Consider the following 12,281-nt stretch of genomic DNA (forward strand, 5'->3'; position numbering starts at 1 on the left):
GGACCCCCGGTGACGTGAGAAACGCCACCGGGTGCCCGCGGTCCCTGGTCACGAAAGCATCACGCGTGCGTGCAAGGGATTGAGCTGGCCTTCCAGGCTCAAGTCCAGACACACTCCATTCCCCACCCCGTGGTGAAGGAGTTCCCGTTGAAGCAAGTGTTTGCGAAGTCTATTGGACTGCTCGCGCTCGCACTGGCCGGCTGTGATTCCAAAACGCCGGCGCCCGCTGAACAGGCCCCGGTCCTCACGACCTCCTCGAAGCAAGCGCTGTACGTGGCAACGAGCACCCTCTGGTCCACTCCGACGACGATCCCCGTGTGCTGGGAGGAGACGGGGAACACGGAGGAGAAGCAGTGGGCCAAAGAAGCGTGGGAAGACACCTGGGGCGCGGAGGCCAACATCACCCTCACGGGATGGGGCCCTTGCACCGCATCCAACGCCCAGGGCCTCCGGATGAACATGCGGGACGCTCGCGCCCACGTGGTGCATCTCGGCACCCTGCTCAATGGTCTGGGGTACGGCGTCCAGCTCAACACCTGGGTGAGCGAGAACTGCACGACTGAATTCAACCGGAAACAATGCGTGCGCTCGACGGCCATCCACGAACTGGGCCACGCACTCGGCTTCGCGCATGAGGAGAACCGGACGGACAAGCCTTCGCAGATCATCTGCGCCCCCCAGGGCTCGAATGGCGACGTGACGGTGGGGTCCTGGGACAGGGACTCCGTCATGCACTCCTGCAATCCGCTCCGCAACGGCGACGGTGAGCTGAGCTACTGGGACCGGGCGGGGGTCCAGCAGTACTACGGCGCGCGCGTGATTCCTGGCGCGCGTGAGTCCTTCCAGCGGATGCGCATCAACAGCGATACCAAGGACGACCTGCTCGCCCGGCGCGCGGATGGCACCTTCGACATCTGGCTTTCCACAGGCCTCACGCTGGCCTACGCGGGCTCCTTCCCCACCGGGTACACCGATGCCTGGGGCTGGAACGACGGCAACCGGTTCCTGGTGGCCGATGTCACGGGCGACGGCCAGAGCGACCTGCTGGCACGCAACGCCTTTGGCGGCTTCGACACCTGGGTGTCCAACGGCACGACGTTCACGTACGCGGGCACCACGAGCACCGCCTTCACGGATGCCAATGGCTGGAACGAGGGACTCCGCTTCTTCGTCATGGACGTCAACGACGACGGGAAGGATGACCTCCTGGCCCGCTACGCCAATGGCGCCTTCGAGGTCTACGCCTCCAACGGCCTGACGCTGGCCTACAGCGCCGCGTTCACCACACTCCTCACGGATACCAACGGGTGGAACGAAGGCCACCGTTTCTTCGTCATGGACATCGACGGCGCAGTCTCTGCGACAGGCCGCCGCGCGAAGGAGTTGGTGACCCGCGACCGCGCGGGCGTGTTCCAGGTGTGGCGCTCCAATGGCTCGGTGCTCGCCTTCGCCAACACGTTCTCCACCCGGTTGACCCACGCGCGCGGCTGGGACGACGGCCATCGCTTCATCGTGATGGACCCCGACGGCGATCACCGTGACGACCTGGCGGTGCGACGTTCTGATGGAGAGCTTGTGTTCTGGCGCTCGAACGGGACGTTCCTCATCGAGGAGGATCCTCCCCGCCTCGAGACGCCCTTCCGGACAGGGGCGAACTGGAAGTTTGGCCACCGCTTCTTCCCCATGGACCTCAATGGGGATGGCTGGGACGACCTCCTGGCGCGCGACCCCTCAGGGGACTTCGCCGTGTGGCGTTCCAATAGCTGGAACCTAGCCTACTACTCGACGTTCCCCACGCCGTTCACGGACGCGAACGGCTGGAACGCCGGCAATCGCTTCTACTAGTCACACCCACCAGGCCCCCCGGTGACGTGGACACGCCACCGGGCGTCGGCGGACGCAGTCACGGAAGCGTCACGCGGACGTGCAGGGATTTGAGCTGGCTTTTCAAGCCCAAGTCCAGACACACTCCATTCCCACCCCGTGGTGAAGGAGTTCCCGTTGAAGCAAGTGTTTGCAAAGTCTGTTGGACTGCTCGCGCTCACGTTGGCCGGCTGTGATTCGGACAGGACGGCGCCGGCCGAAGCGGCTCCGGTCCTCACGACCTCCGCGAAGCAAGAGCTGTACGTGATTACCGAGTCCCTCTGGTTCACCCCGATGACGATCCCCGTGTGCTGGGAGGACGCAGGGGACGACGTGGAGAAGCAGTGGGCCCGTGAAGCGTGGGAGGACAGCTGGGGCACGGAGGCCAACATCACCCTCACGGGATGGAACCGTTGCAACTCCTCCAACAACCAGGGCCTCCGGATGGAGTTCCGGGATGATGGCGGGGCTACAGATGTGTTCGGGCACCACCTCGCCGGCCGGGTGCGTGGCGTCCACTTCAACCTCTGGCAGAGCTGGCAGTGCCCGTCTAACTTCACCCGGGAGCGCTGCGTGCGCTCGACGGTCATCCACGAACTGGGCCATGCGCTCGGCTTCGCGCATGAGCAGAACCGGGAAGACAAGCCTCCAGGTGACACCTGCGCTACCCAGTCATCGAATGGCGACGTGACGGTGGGGCCCTGGGACGTGTACTCCGTCATGCACTACTGCAACCCGCTCCGCAACGGCGACGGCGAGCTGAGCGAGTGGGACCGGGCGGGGGTCCAGCAGTTCTACGGAGAGCGCGTGACTCCTGGCGCGCGTCAGTCCTTCCAGCGGATGCGCATCAACGGCGATGCCATGGACGACATGCTCACCCGGCATGCGGATGGCACCTTCGACGTCTGGCTTTCCAATGGCAGCGCGCTGGTCTACTCGGGCTCCTTCTCCACCGGGTACACCGACGCCTGGGGCTGGAACGACGGGAACCGGTTCCTGGTGGCTGACGTCACGGGCGACGGCAAGAGCGACCTGCTGGCGCGCAACGCCTTTGGCGGCTTCGACACCTGGGTGTCCAACGGCACGACGTTCACGTTCGCCGGCACCACCAGCACGGCCTTCACGGATGCCAACGGCTGGAACGAGGGACTCCGCTTCTTCGTCATGGACGTCAACGACGACGGGAAGGATGACCTCCTGGCCCGCTACGCCAATGGCGCCTTCGAGGTCTACGCCTCCAACGGCCTGACGCTGGCCTACAGCGCCGCGTTCACCACCCGCTTCAGCGACACCAACGGGTGGAATGAAGGCCACCGCTTCTTCGTCATGGACGTCGACGGTGCAGTCTCTCCGACGGGCCGCCGAGCGAAGGAGCTGGTGACCCGCGACAGCTGGGGAGCCTTCGAGGTGTGGCGCTCCAATGGCTCGGTGCTCGCCTTCTCCAACACGTTCTCCACCGAGTTGGACAACGCGCGCGGCTGGGACGAAGGCCATCGCTTCATCGTGATGGACGTCAACGGCGATCACCGTGACGACCTGGCGGTGCGACGCACCAATGGAGACCTGAAGTTCTGGCGCTCGAACGGGACGAGGCTCAACGAGGACGCGACCCGCATCGAGGCGCACTTCAGGAATGGGGCGGGCTGGAAGTTCGGCCACCGCTACTTCCCCATGGATCTCAATGGGGACGGCTTCGACGACCTGCTGGCGCGAGACCCGGCGGGGACCTTCGCCGTGTGGCGTTCCAGTGGCACGACCCTGAGCGCGTTCTCCACGTTCAGCACGGCGTTCACGGACGCGAGCGGCTGGAACGAGGGCAACCGCTTCTACTAAGGCGTGAGGTTCTGGACCGGGGCGCTCCCGAGCGTCCCGGCTCAGTCGTCGCCCGCGCCGCCGGCCAGCCGCTGGCGCGCGACCTCCAGCCGCTTCGCGCGAACCTTGGACGCCAGGTCGAGCAGGCGCCGGTCGCGCTGCCACCGCTCGCGCATCTCCACATCCACGCCCTCCCAGGCCACCTCGCAGCGCTCCAGCGCGCGGTGCAGCTGCGCGAGCGCGCCGCCCAGCGCCACGTGCACGGCCGGGTCGCTGGGGTCCTCCAGGGCAATCGCGTGGATCATCACCGCGATGGCGACCAGCTCCTCGCGCAGCGCCACCGGCCAGCCGCAGCGGCGGGCCACCTTCACCAGCCAGCCCAGCACCGCCAGGTTGACGTGGCAGTCCTCCACCGTGCGGAACGGCTTGAGGTAGCGGGTGTAGCCATCTCCGGGCAGCACGTCCTCCGGCGCCACCTCCACGCCATCCAACCGCAGCACCGCGTGCGGCACCTCCGGCACGAAGCCCAGCGGCGGCAGCGGCTCCACGGTCACCCCGGGCGTGCTCGCGTCCAGCCGCACCATGCGCAGGCGGTTGCGCTCCTGGGCATCGCGGCCCTCGGAGGCGACCACCAGCAGCACCTCCGCGTGCGTGCCCAGCGTGACGTAGGTCTTCACGCCATCGAGCGTCCAGCCCGCGCCCTTCGGCGTGAGCTTCGTTTCGATGGCGCTCGGGTGCCCGCCACCCGTCTCCGTGGCGCAGAGCGCGGCGCGCCGGTCCGCCGGGAGCTGGGGGAAGAGCGAGCGCAGCGCGGCCTGGTAGCCGGAGGAGAAAGCGAACCCCATCCGGTCCATCCGGAAGCCGCTGGCGAGCGCCAGGTCCGCGGGCACCTGGAAGCGCGGCAGCACCGCGAGGTGCCGTCGCCACCAGGCGTCCACGGAGTCGAGCGACGGGAAGTCAGGGGCCTCGGTGAGCAGGAAGCGCAGGACGTCTTTCACGCTTCCACTCTAATGCCCGGCTCCTGAGCGCGCGCGCTTCCGTTTGAGGCTTCAGCTCGCGGCGCGGCGTCCGCGGCCCGGAGACTTCGCGCGCTGGGTGCCCCGCTTCTTCTTCGCGGCGGCCGGCGGCGCGGCCTTCGACTTCTTGGCGGCCTTGGACTTGGACTTCGACGCGACCTGGGTCTTGGAGGTCGACTTGGACTTCGGCGCGGCCTTCTTGCGCCGCGCGGGGGCCTTCTTCTCCGGGGCGAGGATGGTGCCCCGGCAGGAGGGAGTGCCACAGCGGCAGACGTAGAGCGACTCGGCGTCGGCTTCCATCTCCGGGGAGCGCTCGTACGCGTAGTCGTACGACAGCTCCTCCCCCGGTTCGATGGCACGCAGCGCGTAGATGTGGATGCGGCCCTTGTCGATGAGCGACTGGCAGTTGGGCTCGCACGAGTGGTTGATGTAGCGCGACTCGTTGTGGAGGGTCCCCGCGTCCAACACCGTGTCGTCGTCCAGGTTGAAGAGGAACGTGTGGTGGCGCTCCATCGACTCGTCGTCGTAGCGGGCGTCCGCCTCGGCCTGGGTGATGCGCTCACCGATGTACTCGATGATGCGCGCGCCCTTGCGGATGCGGCGGGTGGCGAAGGCGCCCGTGCCCTGGATGGGGGACTGGCGCAGCTCGAAGGGAATCGACGGGGTCGGCTGGAAGGAAGGGGAAGTCATCATCGGGGATGGGCGCGGCTGGGGCGGGTGCGTGTTCAACCAGGACGCTGCCGTGAGGCGCGGTGTAGCGTGCCGCAGTCAAGCGCGCGAAGAAAGGCACTCGATGATGCGGTGGTGGATCGTGGTGGGCGCGGTGAACGCTTTCCTGTCCGTGGCGGCGGGCGCCTTCGGGGCGCATGCGCTGAAGGCCCGGCTCGCGCAGGACCTGCAGGTCATCTTCGAAACCGGGGCGCGCTACCACATGTACCACGCGCTCGCGCTGGTGGCGGTGGGGCTCCTGGGCACGGTGCGACCCTCCGCGCTCCTGGAGTCCGCGGGCTGGGCGATGCTCGCGGGCATCGTCCTGTTCTCTGGCAGCCTGTACGCGCTCGCCCTGTCCGGCGTGCGAGTGCTGGGCGCCATCACGCCGCTGGGCGGACTGGCCTTCCTCGCTGGCTGGGCACTCTTCGCCGTCGCCGCGTGGCGCACCTCGCCGTGAACGTCACTCCCTCAGCAGGGGCGGCAGCGGGTAGATGAGGTCCAGGTCGCTGTGGTTGCGCAGGCCACAGGCCTCGCGCTGCACGGTGAGGTTCCAGCGCAGCCGCTCCGCTTCCTTCCAGAGCGCGCGGTACGCCGCGTAGCGCTCCATGCGCGACAGGCCATGCAGGGCGCGCAGCTCCTTCTCCGCCTGGGCCACCAGGGCGAGGGCGCCCTCCAGCTTGTCGCCGGAGCGGCGCAACCCGGAGGCGCGCTCGCGCTGGAACTCCACCTCGATGGGCAGCATGGCGTTGACGTTCACCGGACGGGCCATGCCTTCCCTGTAACCACGAGCGCCCGGCTTCGCAGCGGTGCTCCGGTCCACGGAGAGCAGGCAACCGGGCTTCAGGGGGGCGGTGTCGGCGCGGGTGCGTCCTTCGCCTCCGGAAGCGCCGTGGCTCCAGGGCGTCCCCACCGCCAGGCCTCGCGGGCCCAGGCGAGCCCGGCGTAGAGCACCATCGCGTTGCGTGCGAAGAGCAGCAGCGTGAATGACGGCTGCCAGCCCGTCTTGTAGGTGCTGCCCGCGAAGAGCCCGCGCGTGATGGCGGCGGCCACCAGCAGCACGGCGGACGGTGCCACCGTTCCGGAGAGCAGCGCGAGCGCGGCGGCCCCGGTGAGCCAGATGAGGTACTGCGGGCTCAACACCGGGTTGAGGATGACGAAGGCCACGAGCGGCACCAGCGTCAGCCGGGCCAGGTCCTCGATGTGCACGGGAGGCCTGCGCCACGCGGCGCGCACGGACACCGCCACGGCCAGCAGCAGGCCCGCGATCCACACCTGGCGGGTGACAGCGCGAACCATCTCGGCGTCCGCGCCGTGCAGCTCATAGGCGGCGGGAGCGTGGACCCACTGGACGTGGGCGAAGCCCATCAGGTGCGCGGCCCAGAGCAGGCCCGCGCTGAAGGCCTCCACCTGGAGCCCCCGCTCGACGTGGAAGGCCGCGAACCGCCACCATGGCCACACGAGACTCATGGGAAAGAGCGGCAGCACGCCCGCGATCAGTCCGGTGAGCAGGGCCCGCGTCGGCTTCGAGCCCCGGCGCCAGCACACGGCCAGGGCCAGCGGCACGAGCACGGCCGGGTACAGCTTGGTGACGGTGCCCACCGCGAGCAACGCGCCCGCCTGGCCTTCGCGCCGGCGCATCAGGGCCACCAACGCGGCCAGCGCGAGCGCGGCGGGGATGAGGTCGTAGCGCTTGAGGTAGTGCACGCTCTGGAGCCAGCTGACGACGGAGTACGCCGCGAACGGAACCCACGCGCGCCAGGCCGTGCCCCACCGGCGCACGCCCTCGGACAGCAGCAGCCACTTGATGAACGCGTCGATGAGCGTGAGCTGGAGGCCGAACGCGAGGATGAAGCCACGCAGGTCGCCACCTGCCCACGTCGCGGGCACGAACCACAGGAGCGCGTAGGGCGGGTATTCGAAGCGGAAGTCGCGGTTGGGGACCGCGCCATCCAGGAACGCGCGGGCCGTCCGGAAGTACAGCGGCAGGTCGCCCTCGCGAGGAGAGAACGCGTAGAGCGCCAACGGCAACACGGCCACCGCGAGCGCGAGCCAGTGCCTGTGCGTCAGCCGCGAGGGCTCGGACGATGTCGATGCGGACACGAGGTGTCACTCTGCCCCCGAGGACCGGGCGCTGTCGCTGGGAAAGGCATCCGTCCCCTTCCCCGCCCGGACCGCGTCCAGGCGCATGGACGTGCGAGGCGGCACCCGACCCGCTAGGTTCCGCCCTGGATTGCCCACTCCATGAAGCTCCACCGCCCCACGAAGGACGAGCTGTTCGCCGCCACCGGCCGCACCATGCCGGACCTGCTGGCACCGGACCTGCGGGTGCTCTTCTGCGGCATCAACCCCAGCCTCTACTCCGCGGTGGTGGGTGTGCACTTCGCGCGGCCGGGCAACCGCTTCTGGCCGTCACTGCACGCGGCGGGCTTCACCCCGCGCCTCCTGAAGCCGGCGGAACAGGCGGAGCTCCTGACGCTGGGCCTGGGCATCACCAACGTGGTGGACCGGGCCACGGCGAGCGCGGACCAGCTGGGCGCGGAGGACTACGCGGAAGGCGCGAAGTCGCTGGCGCGCAAGGTGAAACGCTACCGTCCGAAGTACCTCGCGGTGCTGGGGCTGGGCGCGTACCGCACCGCCTTCTCGCGGCCAAAGGCGAAGTTCGGACCGCAGAAGGAGACGCTGGGCGACACGCGACTGTGGGTGCTGCCCAATCCCAGCGGGCTCAACGCCAGCTACCAACTCCCGGACCTCGCGCGGCTGTACGGCGAGCTGTGCCGCGCGGTCCAGACGCGCTGACTACTTCAGCAGGCCGGCCTCGCGGGCCACCTGTGCAGCCACGGGCAGCACCTTGTCGAAGGCGGCGGCGTTGCACGCGAGCAGGCCCCGGCGGTTCTGGAGCTCGGAGCCGTCGTACAGGTACGCGTCGCCCGCCAGGTCCGTGAGCACGCCGCCCGCGGAGCGGATGACGGCCTCCGGCGCGCAGTTGTCCCAGCGGTAGCTCTTGTCGCTCACGTGCACGTAGAGGTCGCAGTGGGCCTCCGCCAAGAGGCCGCACTTGAGCCCCACCGAGCCGGACTCCCGCTCCTTCGTGATGCCCAGCCGCTGCACCACCGCGTCCGTCGTCTTCGAGCGGTGCGAGCGCGACACCACGAGCCGCAGCTGCGCCGGGTCCGCCACGTCCGACACGCGCAGCGCGCGGCGGCCCTGCGGGTCCTCCACGTAGCCCTGCTCGCCCACCACGCCGGAGTACAGGACGTCCCCCACCGCGCGGTAGACGACGCCCAGCGCCGCCCGGCCCTCCACGGCGAGGCCGATGTGGATGGCGAACTCGCCGTTGCGGTTCACGAACTCCTGCGTGCCGTCGAGCGGATCCACGAACCAGCAGCGGCTGAAGCGCTTGGCGTCGGAGACATCCTCCTTCTCCTCCGCCACCACGCCGTCCGCCGGGAAGGCCTTGCGCAGCTCGCCCACGATGAAGGCGTTGGCGCGCTCGTCCGCCACCGTGACGGGCCCGGCGCCTCCGGCCTTGTCCGTGACGGAGAAGTCCGTGGCGTAGACCTGCAGGAGGATGTCACCAGCCTGGCGGGCGATGCGCCGGGCCACTTCAAGCTCTTGGGCGAGTGCGGACATGGAGGCCCGTGAGTCTACCGGGGCGAATTGCCCCCGTGGGGAAATCTGCCCCGCCTCGCGGCTCCCTCCCTCAGGGGTAGCGGCCCTGGCCCGGGGACTGCACTTCCGAGGCGGATTCGCCTTCCTCGCCCGGGCAGCGCGGCGGGAGGCAAGCAAGGACTCGTACGATGATGAAGTGGCTGATGGGGCTGGCCCTGCTGGGCATCGGCGTGGCGCTGGCGTTCGCGGGCGGCCGGATGGTGTACCGCTCGAAGGTGAGCAAGGACTGGCCCACCGTGCAGGGCACCGTGGTGAGCTCCCGCGTGGAGACGCTGCGCAGCAAGCGCGCGGTGAGCTTCCGCCCGGACGTGAGCTACCGCTACGAGGTGAACGGCGTCCCGTACACCTCCGACACGGTGGCCTTCGACGGCCACGGCGCGGGCGGGCTCGCGGACGCGCAGGCGGTGTCGCACCACTACGCGGCCGGCGCCCCGGTGACGCTGCACTACGAGCCGGAGGACCCGTCCGTGGCGTGCCTCCAGTGCGGAGACACGGGCCTCGTGAACTACCTGTTGGCACTCGGAGGCGCGGTGTTCGCCCTCGTGGCCGGCTGGGGCCTGGTGGAGATGGCCCGCTCCACCCTGCGCGAGGGCAAGCGCGCCGCCCCCCAGATGCGCGCGAAGGCCCGTTAGGCGACGCCGGGCCCCCTTCCGCGTGGGCGGCTGAGCACTTTTCGCCAGAAGGCTTCGACAGACGCGGCCCTCGATGCGCAACCTGGAGCGGACACCCGCTTCCTGGAGAACGCATGCCCGTCACCATCCGCCCCGCGAAGGACCTGGACGCGCCCGCGCTGGGCCGCATGGGCGCGGCGCTCGCGCGCCAGCACCACGGCTTCGACCCGCAGCGCTTCATGATCCCGGACGACGTGGAGTCCGGCTACCGCTGGTGGCTGGGCAAGGAGGCGCGCCGTCCGCAGGAGGCCGCGGTGCTCGTGGCCGAGCTGGACGGCGAAGTGGTCGGCTACTGCTACGGCCGGCTGGAGGGCGTGGACTGGAACATGCTCCTCGACAAGTGCGGCGCCCTGCACGACATCTGGGTGGAGGCGAAGGCGCGCGGCACCGGCACCGGCCGGCTGCTCGCGGAGGCCATGGTGCAGCGGCTCACGGAGATGGGCGCGCCGCGCGTGGTGCTCCACACCGCCGCGAAGAACGAAGCCGCGCAACGCCTGTTCGCGCGGCTGGGCTGGCGTCCCACCATGGTGGAGATGACCCGCGAGACGCCGCCCTCATGAGAAACGACGAAGCCCCGGGTGCTTCCACCCGGGGCTCCGTGATGATTCAGCGGCGTGGGAGGGAGCGCCCTACTTCTTCTGCTCCTTCACCCACGAGTCCTTGAGCGTCACCGTGCGGTTGAACACGGGCGCGCCCGGCTTGGAGTCCACCGCGTCCGCGCAGAAGTAGCCCAGGCGCTCGAACTGGAAGCGGTCGCCCGGCTTCGCGTCCGCGAGCATCGGCTCCACGCGCGCGCCGGTGAGGGTCTCCAGGCTGTTCGGGTTGAGGAACTCCTTGAAGTCCTTGGTCTCGTCCTTGTCCGGCGCCTCCACCGAGAAGAGCCGGTCGAACAGCCGCACCTGCGCCACGGGCGCGTTGCCCGGCACCCAGTGCAGCGTGCCCTTCACCTTGCGGCCATCCGGCGAGTCGCCACCGCGCGTGGCCGGGTCATACGTGCAGCGCAGCTCCGTGATGTTGCCCGCCGCGTCCTTGATGACCTTCTCGCACTTGATGAAGTACGCGGAGCGCAGGCGCACCTCCTTGCCCGGCGCCAGGCGGAAGAAGCCCTTCTCCGGCACCTCCTGGAAGTCGTCCGCCTCGATGTAGAGCTCGCGCATGAACGGCACCTTGCGCGTGCCCATGTCCTCGCGCTTCGGGTGGTTCGCCGTCTCCAGCTCCTCCGTCTGGCCCTCCGGGTAGTTCTCCAGCACCACCTTGAGCGGACGCAGGACGGCCATGGCGCGCGGCGCCGTCTCGTTGAGGTCGTCCCGGATGGACAGCTCCAGCACGCCCATGTCGATGAGGCTGTCGGACTTGCTCACGCCGATGCGCTTCGCGAAGTCGCGCAGCGACGCGGGCGTGTAGCCCCGGCGACGCAGGCCGCTGATGGTCAGCATGCGCGGATCATCCCAGCCGGAGACGCGCTTCTCCTGCACCATCTGGAGCAGCTTGCGCTTGCTCATCACCGCGTAGGTGAGGTTCAGCCGCGCGAACTCGTACTGGTTGGGCCGGTCGCCTTTGATCAGCGCGTCGACGATCCAGTCGTACAGCACGCGCCGGTTCTCGAACTCCAGCGTACAGACGGAGTGCGTGATGCCCTCGATGGCGTCCGACAGACAGTGCGCGAAGTCATAGAGCGGGTAGATGCACCATGTGTCGCCCGTGCGGTGGTGGTGCGCGTGCCGGATGCGGTAGATGGGCGGGTCGCGCAGCACGGGGTTCGACGACGTCATGTCGATCTTGGCGCGCAGCGTGTGCTTGCCGTCCGGGAACTCGCCCGCCTTCATCCGGCGGAACAGGTCCAGGTTCTCCTCCACCGTGCGCGTGCGGTACGGGCTGTCCTTGCCCGGCGTGGTGAAGTTGCCGCGGTACTGGGAGATCTCCTCCGGCGACAGGCTGCACACGTAGGCCTGGCCCTGCGAAATCAACTGCTCCGCGAAGGCGTAGAGCCGGTCGAAGTAGTCGGACGCGAAGAAGCGCCGGTCGTCCCAGTCGAACCCGAGCCAGCGCACGTCGCGCTGGATGGACTCCACGTAGTCCGTGTCCTCGGTGAGCGGGTTGGTGTCGTCGAGGCGCAGGTTGCACTTGCCGCCATACTGCTGCGCCAGCCCGAAGTTCAGCACGATGGCTTTGGCGTGGCCGATGTGGAGGTAGCCGTTGGGCTCGGGCGGGAAGCGGGTGTGCACGCGTCCGCCGTGCTTTCCCGTCCGCCGGTCCTCCTCAACGACTTCCTGGAGGAAGTTGAGGCCCTGCGTCTCGTTCGTCGTCGTCATGATGGGGCGAATCCTCTGGGAAGCAGAACCAGGGGAGCAAGGTTTTCCTGCCCCCCGCGTCAGACCTCCGCCAGCAGCGACTCCCAGGCCTTGAGCGCCCGTTCAGCGGACAACTCGTCCGCCCGGTCCAGGGCCCGCTGGCGCAGCCCGTCCCGCCACTTCGCGTCCGACACCACCCGCCCCAGGGCATGGGCCATGGCCGCGTCGTCCCCCATGGGCACCAGCAC

12 protein-coding genes are annotated in these 12,281 nt (G+C 69.1%); 6 read left to right on the top strand and 6 right to left on the bottom strand.

Features of this window, described 5'->3' with window-relative positions:
* The first annotated feature begins 156 nt into the window (after positions 1-156).
* Both D7V77_RS22700 and D7V77_RS22705 read left to right on the top strand, forming a co-directional pair.
* On the top strand, positions 157-1,845 hold the full coding sequence (locus D7V77_RS22700) for a M12 family metallopeptidase (protein WP_233597166.1): 1,689 nt from the start codon (positions 157-159) through the stop codon (positions 1,843-1,845).
* A gap of 165 nt (positions 1,846-2,010) precedes the next feature.
* A complete protein-coding gene (locus D7V77_RS22705; RefSeq protein ID WP_126935172.1) occupies positions 2,011-3,696 on the top strand; it encodes a M12 family metallopeptidase in 1,686 nt (561 codons plus the stop codon).
* A gap of 41 nt (positions 3,697-3,737) precedes the next feature.
* Here D7V77_RS22705 and D7V77_RS22710 read toward each other — a convergent pair whose 3' ends face one another.
* The gene (locus D7V77_RS22710) at positions 3,738-4,673 is read right to left on the bottom strand and encodes an acyl-CoA dehydrogenase family protein (RefSeq protein ID WP_120578385.1); all 936 of its coding nucleotides are present in this window, start codon (positions 4,671-4,673) and stop codon (positions 3,738-3,740) included.
* Between the two features lie 51 nt (positions 4,674-4,724).
* Positions 4,725-5,381 (bottom strand): SET domain-containing protein, encoded by a 657-nt coding sequence (locus D7V77_RS22715; RefSeq protein WP_120578394.1) that lies wholly within the window; start codon positions 5,379-5,381, stop codon positions 4,725-4,727.
* 103 nt (positions 5,382-5,484) lie between these two features.
* Between D7V77_RS22715 and D7V77_RS22720 the strand changes: the two genes are divergently transcribed.
* Positions 5,485-5,859, top strand: coding sequence for a DUF423 domain-containing protein (locus D7V77_RS22720; protein WP_120578386.1), 375 nt, complete (start codon positions 5,485-5,487; stop codon positions 5,857-5,859).
* Positions 5,860-5,862: 3 nt separating this feature from the next.
* On the opposite strand, the gene D7V77_RS22725 is transcribed toward D7V77_RS22720, so the two are convergent.
* Both D7V77_RS22725 and D7V77_RS22730 read right to left on the bottom strand, forming a co-directional pair.
* Positions 5,863-6,171, bottom strand: coding sequence for a hypothetical protein (locus D7V77_RS22725; RefSeq protein WP_120578387.1), 309 nt, complete (start codon positions 6,169-6,171; stop codon positions 5,863-5,865).
* 71 nt (positions 6,172-6,242) lie between these two features.
* Positions 6,243-7,502, bottom strand: coding sequence for a glycosyltransferase 87 family protein (locus tag D7V77_RS22730; protein WP_120578388.1), 1,260 nt, complete (start codon positions 7,500-7,502; stop codon positions 6,243-6,245).
* A 141-nt stretch (positions 7,503-7,643) separates the two neighbouring features.
* Here D7V77_RS22730 and mug point away from each other — a divergent pair, with 141 nt between their 5' ends.
* Complete coding sequence (gene mug / locus D7V77_RS22735) at positions 7,644-8,198, top strand: G/U mismatch-specific DNA glycosylase (protein WP_283243294.1); 555 nt, start codon at positions 7,644-7,646, stop codon at positions 8,196-8,198.
* Here the strand turns inward: mug and D7V77_RS22740 are convergent, their stop codons facing one another.
* Positions 8,199-9,032 (bottom strand): 3'(2'),5'-bisphosphate nucleotidase CysQ, encoded by an 834-nt coding sequence (locus D7V77_RS22740; protein WP_120578389.1) that lies wholly within the window; start codon positions 9,030-9,032, stop codon positions 8,199-8,201.
* 167 nt (positions 9,033-9,199) lie between these two features.
* Between D7V77_RS22740 and D7V77_RS22745 the strand changes: the two genes are divergently transcribed.
* Both D7V77_RS22745 and D7V77_RS22750 read left to right on the top strand, forming a co-directional pair.
* Positions 9,200-9,703 carry a DUF3592 domain-containing protein gene (locus D7V77_RS22745; RefSeq protein WP_120578390.1) on the top strand — a complete coding sequence of 168 codons (504 nt, stop codon included), beginning with the start codon at positions 9,200-9,202 and terminating at the stop codon, positions 9,701-9,703.
* Between the two features lie 113 nt (positions 9,704-9,816).
* On the top strand, positions 9,817-10,302 hold the full coding sequence (locus D7V77_RS22750; protein WP_120578391.1) for a GNAT family N-acetyltransferase: 486 nt from the start codon (positions 9,817-9,819) through the stop codon (positions 10,300-10,302).
* Between the two features lie 69 nt (positions 10,303-10,371).
* Here D7V77_RS22750 and D7V77_RS22755 read toward each other — a convergent pair whose 3' ends face one another.
* On the bottom strand, positions 10,372-12,054 hold the full coding sequence (locus D7V77_RS22755) for a glutamine--tRNA ligase/YqeY domain fusion protein (RefSeq protein ID WP_120578392.1): 1,683 nt from the start codon (positions 12,052-12,054) through the stop codon (positions 10,372-10,374).
* Positions 12,055-12,281: the final 227 nt, after the last annotated feature.

Source organism: Corallococcus sp. CA041A, assembly GCF_003612075.1.
GTDB classification, from domain to species: Bacteria; Myxococcota; Myxococcia; order Myxococcales; family Myxococcaceae; genus Corallococcus; species Corallococcus exiguus.

Excerpts from the sequence above, each read along its gene's own strand:
- D7V77_RS22715 (WP_120578394.1), bottom strand. The coding sequence starts at position 5,381 with ATGACTTCCCCTTCCTTCCAGCCGACCCCGTCGATTCCCTTCGAGCTG.
- D7V77_RS22720 (WP_120578386.1), top strand. The coding sequence starts at position 5,485 with ATGATGCGGTGGTGGATCGTGGTGGGCGCGGTGAACGCTTTCCTGTCC.
- D7V77_RS22725 (WP_120578387.1), bottom strand. The coding sequence starts at position 6,171 with ATGGCCCGTCCGGTGAACGTCAACGCCATGCTGCCCATCGAGGTGGAG.
- mug (WP_283243294.1), top strand. The coding sequence starts at position 7,644 with ATGAAGCTCCACCGCCCCACGAAGGACGAGCTGTTCGCCGCCACCGGC.
- D7V77_RS22740 (WP_120578389.1), bottom strand. The coding sequence starts at position 9,032 with ATGTCCGCACTCGCCCAAGAGCTTGAAGTGGCCCGGCGCATCGCCCGC.
- D7V77_RS22745 (WP_120578390.1), top strand. The coding sequence starts at position 9,200 with ATGATGAAGTGGCTGATGGGGCTGGCCCTGCTGGGCATCGGCGTGGCG.
- D7V77_RS22750 (WP_120578391.1), top strand. The coding sequence starts at position 9,817 with ATGCCCGTCACCATCCGCCCCGCGAAGGACCTGGACGCGCCCGCGCTG.
- D7V77_RS22755 (WP_120578392.1), bottom strand. The coding sequence starts at position 12,054 with ATGACGACGACGAACGAGACGCAGGGCCTCAACTTCCTCCAGGAAGTC.